This window comes from Sphingobacterium kitahiroshimense (assembly GCF_025961315.1).
Lineage (GTDB): Bacteria > Bacteroidota > Bacteroidia > Sphingobacteriales > Sphingobacteriaceae > Sphingobacterium > Sphingobacterium anhuiense.
Map to the genome: position 1 here is coordinate 1,681,169 of NZ_JAOQNK010000001.1, position 19,554 is coordinate 1,700,722.

The following is a 19,554-nucleotide window of genomic DNA, read 5'->3' on the forward strand; positions in this document are numbered from 1 at the left end:
TACTTTTTAGCACTGCTTGTCATGGAATTAGCTTCAGTAAAAAAACGATAACAACGTGATCACTAAAATAATTTTGAGAATAAACCTGGTTTTTTCCAAGTCTTTTTGTACTCATCTGCCAAAGCAACATGATCACTATAGCCCAATACAATGTCAAGATGTTGATGCGCTTGCTTCAAATCGCCACTGACATACAAAGCTTTTGCCACTAACAGATGAACTTCTTCGGAGGTATCATCATATCCCCGATCTTCGGTCTCATAAATATGCTTTAATTTATTGGAGTACTTAAGCAAGGGTTCCAGTTGATTGTCTGCTGCAAATAATTTGATACCATATAGCAACCATTGTAGATATTCCGGCGCGTCAAATGTTTCTTCACAATAAGCATCCTGTGCTGTGAAAAAGTCAATTCCTTCTGAATACTCCTCCATGAAATAATGACTTTTCATAATCATATACAACGTTTTTGCTTTATCAAAGGCATTAATAATAAATTCCTTCTTATTGCCTAAGTATAGGCGAGCTGTATGGTTGACATTTTTGTAGTCTTCTATTTCATTGTAAATCTGCATCAGCACATAGGGTGCATGTGCTTCATGCGGATACTGCTCAATAATATGCGTATAATAAGCGATCTTAACATCATGTGGTTCGTCGTCATAAATATCGTACAGCAGTCCTTCAACAGTATTTTTCGCGGCTTCATAATCTCTAAAATCATAATCGGAAATATCTGGATTCACAATATAGTGCTGATAGATTTTAATTAGCAATTCCTGTGCTTCATCAGCACTATTTTCAGTCTCCCCTAAGCCATTCTTGACAACTAAATAATCGGCTTGATGTTTCAGATATAGATAAAAGTTTGAATCTTCTGCTGTATAAGTACGAAAGAATTTTGCTAACGCAGCTTTTGCATCGACATAATTTTCTTGTTTTATTAGTGCATCTAATAAAGTATGATGCAGTTCCTCAAATTCACTATTTTGCAGGCCAATATGGATCACATCGACTGCAGTCCCATAACATCCATTTTTAATAAGTTCTATACTATAGTTATTGCAGCACATGGCCCAATTGTGTCTGCTACCGAGATAGTCACTTTCATAACTACCTTCTTCATAATATGCCTGGAAAGCATGAAAAGATTGTTCATAAAGACCCGATAACATCGCTTGAAACAACGCAAGATCTTCCGGATCTGTAATTTCTTCCGTGATAAATTCGCTAAGTTCAACGCCGTCATTGTACAGGTCCCGAGGCAAATCTTCAAATGTTGGAAGTTCCAGATCGATTGCTCCTGTTACTAAATATTTGGATATAAAATAGCGTCTCCAGGTTATGGAGGCGGATTTAATTTCTAGGGCTTTGCTCAGCAGTGGTAATGCCTCTGCGTGCCGTGCTGCTTCATGTAAATAGGTGCCTGCAAAATGATACAGCGAAAATTTATCGGAATGCGTATCCAACAGCCTCAGTGCGTGATGATAATAAAAATCGGCCTTTATATGCATCCTCTCAAAATGATTACGCTCCACGATTAACTGGAAATAAAACACGTCATCATCGACAAGTCCATTCTTAATCAGCTTATCGAAACGTTGGTGCCATTTCACTAGCCCATCTAAAACATCCTCTTTACTATTTACACCTCTGATCAATTTCAATAAGATGGCCTTTGTCAAGGCCATATCTTCATTTTCAAAAGCTATTTCTGCAAGATACAGGTAGTCGCTATCATTATCGCTGGCAAATTGTTGTATGTGATCTGCTATAACCTGAATGATTGCATCGGGAGATATTAATTTATCTTCCTGTAGCAGATAAATCTTCTTCATCAGAAAGATCGCATTATACTGATCCCGCTGTTCTCTATCTGCTGTAAAATATGTGGTAAAGAAAACCATTGCTTCATCCAATGTTTTCAAAACAGCCGCTTTTTCTCCGACAGATTCATAAATCCTAATTAAGAAATCATAACCAGATGTTGCATAGCTAGTATCTTGAATTAAACATTGTGCATAACCGATATAATCGTTCCTATTTTCGGGCGTGATGTGTCTTTTGGAAAGATGAATATAAGCTAAATTATAATCGTTATTCAATGCATAACTTAGTATATGCTGTAATGCTTCTGAATTTTGGGGCTCAAGGCTTATAATTTTCTTAAGATAAGGAACCGTAAATTGATTCATCGTGTCATAGACAAGTTCCGGGTGACCAGGATATACATAATCGTAATGTGCAATGGCCATTAAAAACAATACCGCTGTATCGTCAGGATGATTTTTAAGATGCTGCTCTCCTTCTTCTATACATAGTGCGAGATCACCTGAATAAAATAAATTTTCTAACTCCTCGATGTTCATCTATATAATTATTTTGTCGTGTTGTTTACTTTTTAAATATCTAATCAAAGTTAGTGTATGAACAACCTTCAAAAAATCCCCGGTTTCAGCTACTATGTAAAAAAGTGAATCATCCTATTTTTGATACAACTCATAGTTTTCATCTGAATAAATTGTTTTTTAAAGGTGATTGAGCTATCATGAGTGACTTGATCCATTGCAGATACATGATAATTATCATCATTAAACTTTTATTTTTGTAAAATAGAGAATCGATGTTTAGCTTTGAATGAACAGTATACACCACGCTATACATCAGAACAGCGTCCCAGGGCGTGTCTTTTGCTTTATAGACCTTTTTTAAAACCACATTCTATGTGTAAAAGAACGTGGTCACCATAGAGGAGCAAGTTCAACAATTAAAGATCGCGGATTATTTATCTCTGAATCAGATAAAATGAAGTCGGTAGCAAATGCCATAAAGGGATGGTATGAAGCTGATATTAACCTGTAAAGAGTTAGCATTTTTTATATTAAGTCTGGCTTCACATCGTGCTTTCCCGAATTGAGTGTAACCTACATAAGCAGAGGTTCAATAAAGAGCAATATAATTAAATAAATAGTCCAGCTAGAATTACAAAATAGATATCAAAAATGACAGAATTAAATTTTAATACTGAAAGATTATATTTAAGACCAATTTCAGAAAAAGATATAGAAAATATTCACCGTTTACACAGTTTAGCTGAAACCGATGAATTCAATACGCTAGGAATTCCTAAAGATATAGAGGTAACAAGGGAAATTGTTGCGGGCTGGACTTTAGAAAACAAAAGATACGTATTTGCTATTGAACAAAAACAAGGAAACGAATTTATCGGGTTAATCGGAATTACTTTAGGTAAAGAGAAATATAAAAATGCGGAAGTCTGGTTCAAATTGGATCCCAGATTTTGGAATAAAGGTTACGCAACAGAAAGTTTAAAAAGAATAATATCTTTTGGCTTTGACGATTTAAACCTTCACAGAATAGAAGCTGGTTGTGCTGTGGCAAATACGGGTTCTATTCATGTATTAGAAAAGGTTGGAATGTTGCGAGAAGCACACACACGAAAATTATTACCCTTAAAATCGGGCTGGTCTGATAATTATGGTTACGCCATTTTATCAACCGATTAATGATTACGCTAAATAATGAAAGCAACCATATTACTTGGATGCTTACTGAGCATAACTTCTATCGTTTTGTGTCAGGAAAAGATTTTGGTCAAAAAATAGCAATGGCTGAAGAGCTAAAACAGTCGATCCCAATAAAGATTCTGAGAACGACACTAGAATTAAAGTATTAATAATAACATTCAATGAAACATCAATTTACATTACCTGGCTTCCCGGAATCAAATTTTGAACTCGATATCGCTTTTTGGACGGGTAAACAGATTATATACAAAGACCATGTGGCTGTTGAGCGATCAACTGAAAAAGGAAAACCCTTTCTAATACCAGATAGCAATGGCGAGATCGTAAAGGCCTACGCTAAACCTGCATACCCTGACATTGTACCTGTATTGGTAATCGATAACAATAAATATAATATCGTAGAGAAACTTAAATGGTATGAAGCTATACTGGTTATACTTCCCTTTTCAATCGTATTTATTGGCGGTGGAGCGCTAGGCGGTCTCATTGGAGCTGTTGGTTATATATATAATATACAATTACTAAGAAATGATGACGGCAAAAGCCTTAAATATTTAAAAGCAATCGGTGTCGCTATTGCTGCGTTTGCAGTTTACTTTTTAGTTAGTGCAGTGATCTGGGGGGCGATCAACCCCTAATATTTAGCAAATCGCTCATACTCCGAAGGAATACCACTTCGAAAATAAAAAAGACATGATGCTAATACAGGTTAAAAAAGAAGATTAATATTGGAATAATAAATAAACTCATGGGTATAACTAAAGTATTATGCGGCCTTATTATAAAGGATCAACAAATTTTGATTTGCCGTAGAAAACCCGAGAAATCTCTAGGTGGATACTGGGAGTTTCCTGGTGGGAAATTGGAGGAAGGTGAAACTTATGAGGAATGCTTAGCGAGAGAACTTCAAGAAGAACTAAATTTGAGGGTGACAGTTAAAAATCATTTTAAAACAGTCATCCATCAGTACGATCTAAAGACAATTGAACTGATATCCTATCGCTGCGAAACTGAAGATGCTGTAATCAAATTAGTGGATCATGATCAAATAGAATGGATCAAAGTTCCAGATTTATTAAAATGGAATCTAGCCCCTGCTGATGTTCCTATCGCAGAAGCATTAATAGAGACGTATAAGTTGTCTGAATAATTCATTCTTAGAGACGTACCCAAGTTTATGAACTTAAATTTTAAAGTTAAGCGAAGAGTTTGTAATGCTTTCTTTGACTAAAAAAGATGTTTAGTGCGAATGACGATGATCCCAAAGATGATCATGATGATGCTTATGATAGAAAAGATAACATAGGTAACGGTGAAACCATCACTAACACCAATGTCTTCTGCATAATATATTTCCATATGAGCAGGTACATTTTGGGGATCAACACTCTTTAAATCCTTTACTAAACGAACTTGTTGTTGCTTATAATTAAATTGGAGGATCGGATAATGTACGTATCCGAATCGCTTGTTTTTTACACTGTCTATCCCAATGACATCGGCTTTAATTTTGCTACCAAAGAGCATCAATCTGCTATCTTTAAGTAGACCGAATGCAAGAAACAAACCTAGTAAGAGCAAAATAACACCGAAAGTTTTTTTGATGATCATGCTTGCACATCGTTTATATTGATTGTCTAATAAAACGAAGATAGTATTTTTATTTTAGGTATACTTTAGTTCATGTGTCTGAAAATGGTCGCGACTATAGTAGCCTTAAAAATTTCATTTATTATCTAAAATAGTTCATGATCACAACTGCCTTAAATTATGTCCAAAGCAATGTGTATTAAAATTACTTTAAGTATTGATGCAGTACTAGATCTTCTATCTTTTGTACAGACTTAAGCGAACCGCCTGTTAGTAAAAGTAATCTGTCACTGACATCCATCACATGTGTATAATAATGATCTGAAATGAGTATTCCTTTTAGAGATTTTACAGCTAAAATATGTTGTTTAATCATGTCAATATAGAGTGGACTGAGTCCTGAAAAAGGCTCATCAAGAAGGCAATAATTAGCCTTAGAATAAAGGACCAACAAACACTCAAACAAACGAACGAGGCCGGTGGAAAGATCACCTATTTTAGATAATAATCTCTCCTTTACAATATCGATATCCATAATTGGTAAATCTTCCAAATCAAAATATTGAATAGCACGTAATAAAGTCAAGTGCTTTGGAATAAAACTATACTGAGTTAGATAAGTAATATTCTTGGTTTTATATCCTTGATTAAAGATCTGCCCATCACATTTCATATACGCAAAATCAGGTTTGCAGTTACCAAAAATGCAATTCATCAAGGTTGATTTACCAGTACCATTACGCCCCAGTAAACCAACTATAGTTGACGGTTCAAGTTCAAGAAACAGACCGCTTAGTATCATGCGTCCTCCTCTACTGTAAGAGAGACTATCTAAATATAAAGAACGATCAAGAGGCATAGCAATAAGAAAAGTATAAAATCTAATGAATAAATACTGATAAGCAGCAGTTTTGGAGATTGTTTGATGTTTCTCAAAAACACTCCTTTTGATTTGAAATTAAAAATGTATTCTCCGATAAAAGATAAAACGCTACCAATAGTTTTAAACCAAAAAAAATAAACGAGGACTTGTGGACCATATCGCTCCACTAATTCGCCCATTTGTAAGGTCAGTATTAAAGTTACAAAAAGATTAAAAAGGATTAAAAACCAGAAAAACGATAAGGATAATTTCAGTTTATTGCAATGCATGTTTATTAATTGGTCTTTTAGAAATATATAATCTAAAAATACAGATTAATAATTATAGCATAATGATAAAAAAAGTTAAAATATTAGCTTTTGATCTTCAATTAGATAGTTCAATGACATGTCCTCATTTTCTAGATTTCATTCACATTATCTAATAAACCCGATCAACTATTTTTCAAATGGCAAATGGGCTAACAATTACAATGATTTAGCTTCTACTATTGTCGCAATACACATTAATTAAAGGGAATTTTCTCCATTTGTTAGACTATAATACTTTCTAGAATTTAAGATCAATTGGAGAAATTGTTCAACTATAAGCAATTCTAATTGCTTATTTTAGCAATGCTAAAAACTAAAAAAGAATCAGATATTATTCCGTGAAAGGTAAATGAGCAATAGTCATATTTATATATTAAGTGGTTTAGGTGTTGACCGAAAAGTATTTTCAAAAATAAACTTTGAGGGTCTTCAGGTAATCCATATCGATTGGATCGCGCCGCTAAAAAAAGAAACTATGGCAGCATATGCTAAACGACTGTCATTGCAGATCAATGATGAACAACCGATACTAGTCGGGCTCTCTTTTGGGGGAATAATGGCTATGGAAATAGCTAAAATAATCAAAGTGCAGAAGATTGTACTGCTTGCCTTTGCTAAAGGTGAATCAGAACTTCCTTTTCTTTACAAAATAATAGGTGCTCTAAAACTTAATTATATTCTACCGAATGCTTTTCTAAAGCAGCACAATAGGTTGGTCGATTATTTCTTTGGTATCAGCTCAATAGAAGATAAACGGATGCTCAAACAGATATTGCAGGATACTGATGTCAAATTTTTAAAGTGGGCGATCAATCAAATCTTAAACTGGAAAAATAACGTGGTCCCTTCCTCTGTTATCCATATTCATGGTAACCAAGATCGTATCATCCCCATTCGTAACATTAAACCAACTTATGTGATTGAAAATGCAAGTCATTTTATGACCATAACTCATGCTCAAGAAATTGAGTTGTTGCTTAAAAAAATATTATAATTTAATGGAATTATAGTCCGAGACTCATACTCTTAATTAATACAAATTTTAAAACCAGCACAGTAACAACCTATTATTAGGCAGACTATAGCCATAAATATGCGACAATTTAAAATATTTTTCTATCTGGTCATTGGACTTTCTGTATTGATTATGATACTCCCCACTTTCTTATTAGAGTTTACTGAGTTTTCTCTGGCCATAAAATGGACCGTTAATTTTTTTGTATTACCGATATTAATCGTGATGATCCCTAGTTGTTCCTTCATTTATTTGAAATTTATGAAGCAACACGAAACCAAAAATTATACAACACAAATACAGACAACCTTAAGGTCAATTTTTAGAGTATTTTTTATGACACTAGGTATGACATTTATTTTTAGTGGCACAGTTGTTTCCTTTATAATTCTTAGCAACGCTTATTTTGAGGGCAGTAAGAGCATAGATATAAGTGGAAAGATTATCGACTACTCGTTAGGTAGCAGGAATAATAAGCATTATATTGAAATTAAAGAAAATCAGTTTGAAAGAATAATTAAACTGCAGGTTCAACAACCATATGAAATCGGTCAAACATTTGAAAAAAGAATGTATATCGGAAAATGGGGACTGTTATTTCTAAAGAAATAGCAAAGCAATGGGTAATCACTAATGTAAAGATAAATCACTCCGTAATTACAGCTGAAATTTAAGACCTGTCAACTACTTATCTTAGATATTTAGGAGATGTATACATATTGAAATTACGTTTCATTCAAGCGTGCTACTACAAAGAAAAAGATAATACCTCATTATAAAGGTACTATCTTCTATAAATCATGAATATGTTTTTTTATGCTTGCTTCTGATCGAGGTTTTGATACACAGCTCGTCCACCGACCCAGGTTTCGAGAACCGGTATATTCCGTAGTTTCATAAACGGATCGGTTACAGAAAGTGGATCTTGCGCTAAGATTACAAAATCGGCAAATTTATCCGCTTCTAACGAACCTAGCCACTTGTCTGCGTAGCATTGCCATGCCGCATCGTAGGTAATGGCTACCAAGGCTTGTTCGGCACCGATACATTCTTTACTGTTTAGCACTTCATGATTCGGATCTTTTTCCATTTTCCGTGTAATGGATTGCTCCATCATACGTAGTGGCCCAAGTGGACTCACCTGATTATCACTGTGCAAGGTGATTCGCATGCCACGGTTTAAAGCAGATTTACAGCGGTCTAGCAGTTGTGTTTTCTGATCTCCAAAAATAACCTGCTGAAAAGCGTAGCCCCAATAGCCCACATGACCGATTAGAAAACTTGGTGATACTTCCAATTGCTGCATCACATCTAGCTGGTCATCGGTAATCAAGGAACAGTGCTCAATACGATGACGTTTACCTTTGATTTTATCTACAGGAATTGCTTGAAATGTCTGAATAGCGTAGTCAACAGCCTGGTTACCGTTGGCATGTACCATCAGTGGCCATTCATTGGTGTCGATAACTGTTGTTATTAATTTTTGATAGGCATTAGGAGCATTGACCGGCGGCTGTTTATCAGACAGGAATGTGCCATTATCTACATAATCATCATCGGGGTAATTATAAATGCCATAATCTACATCGCTAACACAAATATACGGATCGGACTGATAGCCTGTCAACCCTTGATTTGAACCATCAGAAACGACTTTAACATGACCGTAGTAGATGTCTTTATACTCTTGCGGTTGCTGATAGGGTTGAAGATCCCCAATATTACTGTCATCACAAATGAATGCCGCTCCCACACGCACTTTACGACGATGTGTTAGCAAATAAGCGTTCAATAAAAGTTTGAGATGACTGTTCATGCCAGCATCGTAAAGCATGGTAATTCCTCTTTCATTTGCATGACTAAATAGTTCGCCGAAATGCGTGAAGGACTGCTTTAGCATGTCTGCTAATTGATTTTTGGGGATCGTTTTTAGCGCTGGCCCCATTCCCTCCGCTTCCTGGAGCTGTCCTTGTGTTTGCGAAATATAACCTGCCGCATCTCCGTATATGGGTTGGAGTTTTGCCTCATTTTCTGCATAGACAGCATTCATCGCCAGCGTATTTAGATATAGGGTATGCATAGATGCACTCAATACCATCAGCGGATATTGGTCGTTAACCTGGTCCAACCATTCATTGGTAATCGTAACCAATGCTTTTCCATCTACATCAAATGCCATCAATGCAGGATCAAGACCAAAACCTAAATACCAATCTCCACTTTCCGCGGGTTTATTTATAGGTTTGTTTACTTCTAGCTTTATATAATCCTGTCCATACTGATCAATGAGGTCTTGTCCTTTAAAGGGACTTAAGTCTATCCAGCTTGCCATCAGTGCAGTAGGAACAATATGTACATGGGGTTCTATTAAACCGGGCAACAAAGTTTGTCCATCGCCAAGAACCTTTTGAATGAAACCTGGATAATGTTGGCTCATATAATCCTTGACTTCTTGTACTGTGCCTGTGACCTTGACTTGACCAGAGGCAATTCCTATGGCATCAACTGTTGCAACAGAACCATTGATCATGGGCCGTATAATACCGCCACTGATCATCAGCTCCTGTCGGATTTCCTCCTTCTTTTCTGCTTTAGGGAGAGCTTCGTAATTTTTCTGATGAAAAATATCCTCTTTGAGGATTTTTAATACTGGATTGTTACAGGCACAATGCGTGCACGAATACAGGTGAGAATGATGATGTTCCATGAATTTAAGCGTTTTGGTTATATAATGTGTATTTTCCTAAAACACTTGTTAGATTATTTTGTTTTTAAATAATATAACAATAAAACAAAATCACAAACCTAAAACGAAACAGAACCAATTATTCATTAATCTAAATCAACGCTTTCATATGGACTATTTTGATTTCAAAAAAAAAATATTTCTGATAACAGAATTATTATTGAGGATAGCACACTACATATAATGCCAAAAGCGCATGCAATGGAAAAATTAGTTTCCCTACTTGTTTATTTCTTCCACCTTAATTCCTGGTTTCGCATAGGATAAGCGACCTACAAATTCTGGAAGAAAATAACGGTCCAATCCGGCTACAGCCATTGATCCCGCCTTTACATGATCGACAGTACCATCCTCTTCAATAATCAAATCATCCAGTAAAATCTGGACGATTTCGCCGATGACAATCGTTGTTCCATTGAGCGGTACATCCATGATTTCTCGCAATTCCAAGCCTATCCTGACAGTTGATTCTTTGACAAAAGGGGCCCGGAACCCGTCGGTATACAACTCCTTAAAGTTGCACTTTTCAAATTCAGATATCCCTGAAGCATAACTGGCGCTAGTTTGGTGAGCCTGTTTAAACCAATCTGGCAGTACATTGTTCAAGGTATATTGGCCTGTAGCCTGGATATTTTTAAGGGTATCGTTATGCTCGCGTTGGGGTCTCATAACGAGTCCTATCAAGGGCGGGTTGGCTCCTAAGTGAAATGCTGAACTGATAATACTTAAATTAGGTGCCCCATCTATGTTACAGCTGCCCAAAAGATTGACTGGTTTAAAACCGATCAGACTATTGATCAGGCTGATCCGATAGAATTTTTCCATCTCATCGATCTGATTTCTTTTTATTGTTATCATCTTATTTTTTATTAATAATCACTTTCTTATAATACGGACCGGTATCAATCAGTCTTGCTAGAAGATAAGGAATAAACTTATTAAGTTAAAATAATTCAAACAATCAAAATAAAATAGAACATATTAATTCTATGTCAGAGATATGTTTTAATATAATTAATCATTGTATTTCCGGAAGAGATAATTAAGAACAATTGCAGGTTAATTACTTTGTGCAACGACAGGAATAGTTTCGGCATTTTTGTTTAATTCAAGTACAATCACTGTATTATCAGCGTTCGGTAATCGTGCAGGTAAATTTAGCGCTATACTTCCCGTAGCACTTTGTGAAAAAGTTATGGCATCTCCATTTAATATATGGGCTTTTTTGACTTTTACGCCCTTTAAAGCAGGAAGTGTCAGTACATCCTCTTTTCGATTGAAAACATGCACATATAAGATATTACCTTTACGTGTGGAAGCATAGGTATTGTTCGGAATAAATGGACCTCCTTTAGTGCCATAGATACTCTCGCCATAGGTGTTTAACCAATCGCCCATCTCTTTCAATCTATTAATCTGTCTGGCTTCAATACGACCATCCAGCATCGGGCCGACATTAAAAAGGAGATTCCCGTTTCCTGCAGCTGTTTTTGCCAAGGTCTGGATACATTCTTTAGTGGATTTTAGTGCATCATTGGGTTTCCATGCCCACTGGTTCGCAATAGTCATGCAGGATTCCCATGGATAATCCATGTTTAATGCACCTATCTTCTGTTCCGGTGTCGCATAATCTCCGATAGCATCCGAAGACAAGCGTGTATGGTCTTCTCTTGTCCTATCGAAATCACTTATACCTTTTAAACGATTGTTAATGATGACATCGGGTTTCAACTGTTTTAACAAAGCATATACTTCGTGTGCATGTGCATCGGTCCATTCTTTGTCCCAGTTACCGTCGAACCAAAGCATATATGGGTCGTAATTGGTCAAGATCTCCGTTAACTCATCTTTCATAGTTGCAACAAATTTTGCCATGTCGGTCGTTGCGTTGATCTCCTTTGTACCCGCACGTGCATAAGGGTAATGTGGATCGTGCCAATCCAGTACGGTGAAATATACGCAGAATTTTAGACCATGCTTTTTACAGGCTGCAGCCAGTTCGCCCACAACATCACGCTTGAAAGGTGTCTCCATAATATTCAAATCTGAAAATTTGGTTGGCCATAAGCAAAAGCCATCATGATGCTTGGCTGTAATGGTTAAATATTTCATACCTGAATTTTTTGCAGTCTTTACCCACTCTTCGGCATTGAATAATACGGGATTGAATTCTTTATGCAATTGGTCATAGTCCTCAAAGGGAACTTGATTTCCTCGACTCCATCCAATTTCAGTACCACGCAGGGCAACTGGCCCCCAATGGATAAACATGCCAAAACGTAAATCCATGAACTGGTCTATAACGACTTTCGATGTTTTCACAATGGGTGTTACTTTTTCAACTTGAGCAGAGAGCGGTCCGCTAATGGTCAATAACAAAAGAAGGTTTAAAAAATATTTCATATCATCACTTTATTAAGTTCTTTCCAAGGCATGCTTAAACACCGAAAATTAGGTTGAAAAAACAGTTACTCAGCTATTGCGTCATATCAATGGAACAGTGCAAAAGGTTTATATTTCAAAATTAACCCGATATAAACCTGGGCATTGCATCTATATTACCCTGATTTGACTCAATGTTATCCTGACAGATTGATGCAGCAAATCTTTGTCTTGTTTTAGATATTAACAACGACTTTATCGACGTCACGATTTGTTTATAATTTTAAATGCGCCTTTCCTATTTCTTCAAATGAAAAGGCTTTATGGATACTCGTTTTCAAAAGGTTTTCTTTTAATAATAAAATAATTACAATATGCTTATATTCGGAAATAGCACAGATTAAAAAAATACACATCAACACGATGATCAATGGGAATCGATAATTTAATAGCTTTAATTTCAACTTACGCGAGGTTTTCTGAGACTGACATTGCGATTATTAAGTCAAAATTTACACAACATAAGTTTAAGCAAAAAGAATACATTCTTGAAGAAGGTCAGGTATCTACGCACCTACATTTTATTGCGATTGGCTTGGTACGCATCTTTTACGTAAAAGATGGCAAAGAAATAACGAGCTACTTATCGAGTGACAATGGTTTTGTTTCCTCCTATTCAAGTTTTATAAACCAGTCAAAGTCTTATGAATACATCCAGTGCCTGGAAAAATCGCAAACGCTGGCCATCACCTACAAGGATATGCAGGAGCTTTACGAAGCTGTTCCCCAATGGGAAAGAATAGGAAGATTTTTCTCAGAACAGAATGTGTTATGTTTAGCAGATCGGCTGTTAAAACTCCAATCTATTCCAGCCAAAGAAAAGTATCTTGAATTTTTAAAAACATCTTCTGAAAAAATAGTGCAACGGACACCCCTTATCCATATTGCATCGTATCTAGGTATAACTCCTGAATCATTAAGTAGAATCAGAAGCGAGATTTCTTAACATTTATCAAGGAGAAACAATAAGCGATTAGACATTTTTGTATAAAAAAAAACAAGAATGAAAGAGATCACTAAAAATGTATTCCAAATTCCGGTACTACCAAGAAACAGTATCAACTGCTATATCATTGACGATGTCCTGATTGATGCAGGAATAAGAAGTTCAAGCAAAACCATACTACAGGCACTTAAATATAAAAAAATAACCACCCATGCCTTAACTCATGCCCATGCTGACCATCAGGGAAGTTCTGCTGTGCTATGCAACACGTTAAAGATTCCACTCTGGACTTCTGAATTTGAAAAAAATAATGCGGAATCAGGAAATGTCACGAATGAATATCCGAATAAAAGGCACTTTATTGCTCGGTTTCAGCAATATTATTGGGCAGGAGAAGGTCATAATGTATCCCGTATTTTAAAGGAGGGCGACACGATTGGTAGTTTTATTGTTATCGAAACTCCGGGACATTCACCGGGGCATATTTCATTTTTTAGAGAGGAAGATCGGGTTTTAATCCTTGGTGATGTGCTTGTGAATATGAATTTAATAACGACTGTTACCGGATTAAGCCAACCACCCGATCTATTTACTAAGGATAAGAAATTGAACCTAGCATCTATTCGAAAAATCTATAGCCTAAAGCCCAAGATCATTTGTTTTGGACACGGCCCTGTTTTATATGATAAGGGAGAATTAGAACAGTTTATGACGAATCATTATTCTTAACAGAAAGTGCCTAATAAACTTATTATCAATAAGCATTGAAAGCATATAGCGAATGGAATTATTGATCCTAAATTAGTCATCATTCAGACTGAAACGACTTCAGAATCGATGGTTTTACTTGCTGCAAGCTATAATAAAAATGCTGATAAATTTCCAAATTCTCCTAAAAAGGATGTTATACTACTGGACGTATCTGCAAAAACGGCTTCCGTAAAGTTGGTTGCAGACGAATGGATCGACTATATGCATATTGTTAAACTTAATGGATCCTGGAAAATTGTTAATGTGCTTTGGCAATTTAACAACGCAGAACAGCATTAAATATCCATTTGAAATGAATGGTTGTTAAAAAGGTCGGACAGTAAAAGCAGCCTATCGGCGAGATCTCGAATCCCACTACTTTTCATCTGTTCTAAAAAGGCTCTAGAAGGTGCTCTAGAGCCTTTAATAATCGGAATGGGGTACCGAATTAAAGTTTTTATATTGTGTTACGCTAAATTATACATTTTTTTACGGATTAAAAGATACAACACAAATAAATGTCTCTTATACATGGAAAAATAGTTATAAAGAACCATTGAGAAATGAGTTACCTCTTCTAATGCCTTAGGATAAAATGATGAGAAGCTTAAGACGGCTTCAAATTAAAAAAAGTAAATTAACCCCAATGATAAAAGTGCTATCAACTCTCGCTCAGATCACTGGCTAAAAACCACTTACAACGCATGCACACAAATCTATTGTTATTAAACACAAAATTTATACTGTTTTTAAACAAGAATAGAAAATACTCAAAACTACAATTGCACTGTGTATGGTTTTGAACCGAGTTCTTACTTGTAACGTACACGTTATCCTCGGTCTATCGTTAAATTGCTTCGATCTCGCTCTTGCCTATTTCGTTGATTAAACTATAACTACGCGATCTCTAGGCTCTTGAAGCATTTAAACCTTATGCGTATAACTACCCGGTCATATTGCGCTACGCTAACGTATTTTGGTCTAGCTACAGCGAATATCAGATACTTTATAACGAATATAGCTTAGCCTTAGTCTTCCCCTTCCCCTCTATCTATATTTGATAGTATAAACTACAATTAATAACTCTTTAAAAACAAGAACATGAAAAAGATTTTAATGACACTTTGCGCTGTCGGATTAATGTCCTCAGCTGCATTTGCGGGATCGGGCAAGGCACCGATAAAAGCGAAAGATGCTGGAATATTCTGTGAATTCAGATTGAAATTCTATGATTCTAACGGGAATTATTTGGATACAGAAACAACTTTATCCTATCAGAGTACCGGGTCTTGTGGCGGTTTTTTTAAAACCATGAGATCGTACTATGCCTCACAAGGATACGAACTGAATTAACAAAAACAACTGATTATACACTAAAAATTACACATGATGAAAAAGCTATTATTTGCACTGATTGCCACATTTGGACTTTATGCTTCGAGCATGGCAACTGAAATGAATACTAAACATGTTTCTAAAGAAACTGCAGTAAAGAACGAAAAGGCATGGAGATGCACAATGTCTGTAACCATTTATGTGAACGGTGATGCTGTAGGTTACGATCATTACATCACAACGACCAATGGCTCGTGCCACACGTTCTTTAAAGCCATTAAAAAAATGTACACTGATCAAGGTTTTTCGATGAACTAGGATATCCTAAATTGAAAAGCTTTTCTAATCTGAGCCATAGTGTTATTTTTTCTATGGCTCAGATCATATTTATAGTGCTCTTCATATGCGCTATAACCGAATCTACAATTAAAATATAATACCCATGATACGTAATGTAATTTTACTGCTTTTAGCGGTAAGCGGAAGTCTAACTTCGAAAGCCCAACAGCTGATGGCGAGTTACGAATATATTCCCTCGCCCGTCGCAACCTTTAAAGAGGATGTCTATTATGACGGTACTGTAAAGATTGCGGTCCGCGACTCGATTTCGCTAAAAAAAGAAACAACCACAGGCCAGTCTGAAGATGAAATGGAGTCGAGTGAGCTTTCTGTTGTGCTGGATGTAGGCAAAATATTCCGTAAAATTGTTATCCAAGATCCTAAACAAAAGGGACTGATAGAAACCCGATCACTGGACAGTAAAAACTACCTGGTAGAAGATCACACCTTTAAAGCGATCAACTGGAATACCGATTACCCGGAAGAGGAGAAATTCGGAGATAAAATGTGTAAAAAAGCGACCGCAGACTATCGGGGTACAAAAGTAGTAGCCTATTATGACCCGTCTATCCCTGTACCGGCCGGACCGTACAAATTTGGAGGGCTTCCTGGTCTTATTGTGATGCTATATACCGAAAGTGCTCATCCGCACTATTGGTTACTGAAAAAGGTCTCCTACCCTTTCGAAGGTCAGATTCCTGTAGACCGCAACTATGTACAAACCTTGCCTACGATGTCACTGAAAAAATATGTAGAGCAGGATGAACGTAAGATTGCAGAGCAGATGCGCATTATGCGTTCCAAACTACCTGAAGGGGTTGAATTCAGTACCGAAAATAAAACGAAGACTCGAGGCACAGTAGAGCAGGTGTATGAATGGGAGCATGGTTCGAATTAGCTTTTTGCTGTTATTTTTAATACAGTTTTCACAAAGTTACTGCCAAACCTTGATACGGGGTAAGGTAACTGCACCATCGTCTACCCCAGCTGGTATTCGCGTCAATCTCGTTACTGAGAATGGTTCTGGAGGCTCGCATTACTCCTTTACAGATGCTAAAGGCCTATTCCTCTTTTCAGGGGTAAGTCATGGAAATTATACGCTTATTTTTCAGTCGCTGGCCTACAAGTCCCTCAACAGATCCATTCATCTCAGTTCAGATACGCTGGAACTTTCAATCGAGCTGGAAGAAAGCAGGATACAGCTGCAGGAGGTATATGTAGCACCAAAAAAATTTATTAGGGCCGGGCGCGATACTATTGAACTTGATGCCAAAAACTATCTGCAGGGCGAAGAACGTACCGTTGAAGACCTGTTGCGCAAGATCCCGGGTATGCAGATCAGTGAAAACGGCACGATCAAAGTGGGTAACAAAGAGATCGAAAAGGTTATGGTGGAAGGAGATGATTTATTTGGAAAAGGCTACAAACTGCTCACGCAGAACCTCACCGTACATCCGATAGAAAAGGTACAGGTACTGCAGCGATACTCAAACAATAAGCACCTGAAAGGAGTTGAACATTCTGAAAAGATAGCACTCAACCTGACCCTCAAAAGTGAAAGTAAATCGCAATGGGTAGGCAGTATCGATGCGTCAGCAAGTGTAATCCCTATTGAGTTTTACAATGCACAGGCTAATCTGATGAATTTTGGTAAAAAAACAAAATATTATCTATTGGGATCGGCCAACAATAATGGTCTGGAGACGCTACGTGGTATAGACCATCTCATCTTGAGCCAGGATCCGAACGAACCTGGTCAGGTGGGTCTCCAGGTCTCAACTCCTTCCCTATTGGAGAACAAACCGAGCTTAAATGAGTTTGACCCGCAACGGTCAAACTTCAACAACGACAAGCTTCTCTCCTTCAATGGCATCTTTTCGCCAAGAAAAGATCTGAAGATAAAATGGCTGGGCTTTGCCAACAGCAAGAAAAATAGTTTTGTGAGGCAGAGCTTATCCGAATATGCGATTGAAGATGTAAAATTCACAAACCAAGAAGATCTGCATTACACCAATTCGGATATTAATTATTTCAGCAAAATGGAACTTCAATATGATCCTGGTAAAAATTCGACCATTACATATATAGGTACATTGGGCAATATCAAAGCTAATGATATCGGCGAACTGACATTCAATGGTATCGGATCATTGGAAACGATCAAAAAACGCAGTCTACTTTCAAACCATTTACTGAGCTACACGCAGAAATTAGCGGAACGTGCCGTACTGGTATCTTCATTCCGCTGGATCAGGCAGCATTCCCCCATCAACTATGCGGTAGACCAGTACCTTTATGGCGATCTGTTCGAAGCTGAAGGTATAAAGGCTGATAGTATAAAAAACGTATGGCAGGATACCGAAAATAATGTGGAATATTATGGAATGATCTCAGAGTTAGTAAAGCGCGATGCTAAAGGCAACCCGTTCAGTGCTTCGATAGCGCATGAAATTACGCTTCGTGGCTTCAATTCGGCATTCTATCTGATGAATGGTTCTGGAGAAACTTATCGTCCAAAAGATTTTTTTAATCGGTTGAATTTTGAAGAACGCAATACAGCATTATCTGCACAATATACCTGGAAATCCCCAAGGCTGGAGTTGACACCGAGCATCACAGCACGCCTGCTTCACTCTACCTTACAGGACAAACTTGCTCCACAGGCCCAGTCCAGCATAAATAAATTATGGTCTCCAAAAGCGACTATTCTATGGAGAACACATAGCAAAGGGGAACTGCGAAGTGAAGTTTCCTACCAAATGAATATGTCGCAAAATGCTCTTGATGTACTACCCAACTTTGTTTATAAAGGAAACCGGACTTTTTCAAGTGGTTTAAAAGAAAATCCCGTACTAGATGCATTTCATATTAATGCAGTCTATACTTTAGGTAAAATGACGGATAAACTGTATACAATCTTATCGGGTGGATATAGTCAGCAGTTCGATTACATCGGACAACAGCAAGAACTGAATCCTGACTACAACCGCAACAATCTTGTTCTTTTTAAAAACAGAACGCTGACTTATTTTAATGCGCAGCTGAACTATTTCGTCGCTGGAATAAAAGGTAATATACGACTTACCGGGGATGGTCAGCTGGCAAATTACCAGACGCAGATCAAAGGACTTCCGCCCTTACCGATACAAACCGCAGTTTACCAGCTAAGTCTGGACTACCGAAGTGTCTGGGAAGGGCCTATTAATATTTTTACTGGACTGCAGTTCCATAATTCGATACTTCGAAATGGATCAACAAGAAGTGTTGTCCAGTCTAAGTTTGAAGCGAATATCAATGCCCGCTTGAGTAAAAAAATACGTACATCACTGAAAAACGAACTGTACCGATTCGAAAAAGGGCAGTACAACCCAAGTCAGTATTATCTGTTCTCAGACTTTTCTCTACAGTATTTTATCCTAAAAAAAATGCAATTGGAACTTACAGCAAAAAACATCTTCAATATAGATACATTTACGCAATCTGTGCTTTCGGACAGCCATCAGTCGACCCAATCTTATGCGCTACGTCCAAGACAGGTTATGCTTGGCATAAACCTGAGTTTTTAACGAACCTTGGAAAGTATGTGCAATCCGATCCTTAAATAAATAAGATTGACAGGTGACAGATTTTGCTAATTTTTCAATAGTAC

At 36.9% G+C, this 19,554-nt stretch carries 20 protein-coding genes; 13 read left to right on the forward strand and 7 right to left on the reverse strand.

All coding sequences use genetic code 11. The annotated features are described in order from the left end of the window. Positions 1-62: 62 nt before the first annotated feature. Entirely contained in the window at positions 63-2,369 is a 2,307-nt protein-coding gene (locus tag M2265_RS07640) for a hypothetical protein (protein ID WP_132771172.1), read from the reverse strand. Positions 2,370-3,002: 633 nt separating this feature from the next. Between M2265_RS07640 and M2265_RS07645 the strand changes: the two genes are divergently transcribed. The 4 genes from M2265_RS07645 (at position 3,003) to M2265_RS07660 (ending at position 4,698) form a co-directional block, all read left to right on the forward strand. After that, positions 3,003-3,527: a GNAT family N-acetyltransferase gene (locus tag M2265_RS07645; RefSeq protein ID WP_132771171.1), complete on the forward strand. Its 525-nt coding sequence runs from the start codon at positions 3,003-3,005 to the stop codon at positions 3,525-3,527. Beyond that, a complete protein-coding gene (locus tag M2265_RS07650) occupies positions 3,527-3,697 on the forward strand; it encodes a hypothetical protein (protein ID WP_021189888.1) in 171 nt (56 codons plus the stop codon). The genes M2265_RS07645 and M2265_RS07650 overlap by 1 nt, the downstream gene beginning before the upstream one ends. Positions 3,698-3,709: 12 nt before the next feature. Next, on the forward strand, positions 3,710-4,186 hold the full coding sequence (locus M2265_RS07655; protein ID WP_132771170.1) for a hypothetical protein: 477 nt from the start codon (positions 3,710-3,712) through the stop codon (positions 4,184-4,186). Between the two features lie 110 nt (positions 4,187-4,296). Beyond that, the gene (locus M2265_RS07660) at positions 4,297-4,698 is read left to right on the forward strand and encodes a (deoxy)nucleoside triphosphate pyrophosphohydrolase (RefSeq protein WP_132771169.1); all 402 of its coding nucleotides are present in this window, start codon (positions 4,297-4,299) and stop codon (positions 4,696-4,698) included. Between the two features lie 77 nt (positions 4,699-4,775). Here the strand turns inward: M2265_RS07660 and M2265_RS07665 are convergent, their stop codons facing one another. Next, on the reverse strand, positions 4,776-5,159 hold the full coding sequence (locus M2265_RS07665) for a hypothetical protein (RefSeq protein ID WP_132771168.1): 384 nt from the start codon (positions 5,157-5,159) through the stop codon (positions 4,776-4,778). Positions 5,160-5,343: 184 nt separating this feature from the next. Further along, a complete protein-coding gene (locus tag M2265_RS07670) occupies positions 5,344-5,940 on the reverse strand; it encodes an ATP-binding cassette domain-containing protein (RefSeq protein WP_165905929.1) in 597 nt (198 codons plus the stop codon). Positions 5,941-6,681: 741 nt separating this feature from the next. Between M2265_RS07670 and M2265_RS07675 the strand changes: the two genes are divergently transcribed. Further along, complete coding sequence (locus M2265_RS07675) at positions 6,682-7,326, forward strand: alpha/beta hydrolase (RefSeq protein WP_132771166.1); 645 nt, start codon at positions 6,682-6,684, stop codon at positions 7,324-7,326. A 122-nt stretch (positions 7,327-7,448) separates the two neighbouring features. Here M2265_RS07675 and M2265_RS07680 read toward each other — a convergent pair whose 3' ends face one another. Further along, complete coding sequence (locus M2265_RS07680; RefSeq protein ID WP_156169672.1) at positions 7,449-7,595, reverse strand: hypothetical protein; 147 nt, start codon at positions 7,593-7,595, stop codon at positions 7,449-7,451. A gap of 13 nt (positions 7,596-7,608) precedes the next feature. Here M2265_RS07680 and M2265_RS07685 point away from each other — a divergent pair, with 13 nt between their 5' ends. Beyond that, positions 7,609-7,959: a hypothetical protein gene (locus M2265_RS07685; protein ID WP_168125925.1), complete on the forward strand. Its 351-nt coding sequence runs from the start codon at positions 7,609-7,611 to the stop codon at positions 7,957-7,959. 202 nt (positions 7,960-8,161) lie between these two features. Here the strand turns inward: M2265_RS07685 and M2265_RS07690 are convergent, their stop codons facing one another. From M2265_RS07690 to M2265_RS07700, 3 genes are all read right to left on the reverse strand, one after another. After that, the gene (locus tag M2265_RS07690) at positions 8,162-10,054 is read right to left on the reverse strand and encodes an amidohydrolase (protein ID WP_132771164.1); all 1,893 of its coding nucleotides are present in this window, start codon (positions 10,052-10,054) and stop codon (positions 8,162-8,164) included. Between the two features lie 258 nt (positions 10,055-10,312). Continuing rightward, the gene (locus M2265_RS07695) at positions 10,313-10,951 is read right to left on the reverse strand and encodes a flavin reductase family protein (RefSeq protein ID WP_132771163.1); all 639 of its coding nucleotides are present in this window, start codon (positions 10,949-10,951) and stop codon (positions 10,313-10,315) included. 201 nt (positions 10,952-11,152) lie between these two features. Next, entirely contained in the window at positions 11,153-12,496 is a 1,344-nt protein-coding gene (locus tag M2265_RS07700) for an alpha-L-fucosidase (protein WP_132771162.1), read from the reverse strand. A 409-nt stretch (positions 12,497-12,905) separates the two neighbouring features. Here M2265_RS07700 and M2265_RS07705 point away from each other — a divergent pair, with 409 nt between their 5' ends. The 7 genes from M2265_RS07705 to M2265_RS07735 all read left to right on the forward strand — a co-directional run bounded on the left by M2265_RS07705 (position 12,906) and on the right by M2265_RS07735 (position 19,471). Next, on the forward strand, positions 12,906-13,481 hold the full coding sequence (locus M2265_RS07705; RefSeq protein ID WP_132771161.1) for a Crp/Fnr family transcriptional regulator: 576 nt from the start codon (positions 12,906-12,908) through the stop codon (positions 13,479-13,481). Between the two features lie 57 nt (positions 13,482-13,538). Continuing rightward, entirely contained in the window at positions 13,539-14,210 is a 672-nt protein-coding gene (locus tag M2265_RS07710) for an MBL fold metallo-hydrolase (protein WP_132771160.1), read from the forward strand. 108 nt (positions 14,211-14,318) lie between these two features. Beyond that, positions 14,319-14,531 (forward strand): nuclear transport factor 2 family protein, encoded by a 213-nt coding sequence (locus M2265_RS07715; RefSeq protein ID WP_132771159.1) that lies wholly within the window; start codon positions 14,319-14,321, stop codon positions 14,529-14,531. A gap of 801 nt (positions 14,532-15,332) precedes the next feature. Next, entirely contained in the window at positions 15,333-15,584 is a 252-nt protein-coding gene (locus M2265_RS07720) for a hypothetical protein (RefSeq protein ID WP_132771158.1), read from the forward strand. A 33-nt stretch (positions 15,585-15,617) separates the two neighbouring features. Beyond that, entirely contained in the window at positions 15,618-15,884 is a 267-nt protein-coding gene (locus M2265_RS07725; RefSeq protein WP_132771157.1) for a hypothetical protein, read from the forward strand. A gap of 124 nt (positions 15,885-16,008) precedes the next feature. Continuing rightward, entirely contained in the window at positions 16,009-16,803 is a 795-nt protein-coding gene (locus M2265_RS07730; RefSeq protein WP_132771156.1) for a GLPGLI family protein, read from the forward strand. A 49-nt stretch (positions 16,804-16,852) separates the two neighbouring features. Further along, positions 16,853-19,471 (forward strand): carboxypeptidase-like regulatory domain-containing protein, encoded by a 2,619-nt coding sequence (locus M2265_RS07735; protein ID WP_165905928.1) that lies wholly within the window; start codon positions 16,853-16,855, stop codon positions 19,469-19,471. Positions 19,472-19,554: the final 83 nt, after the last annotated feature.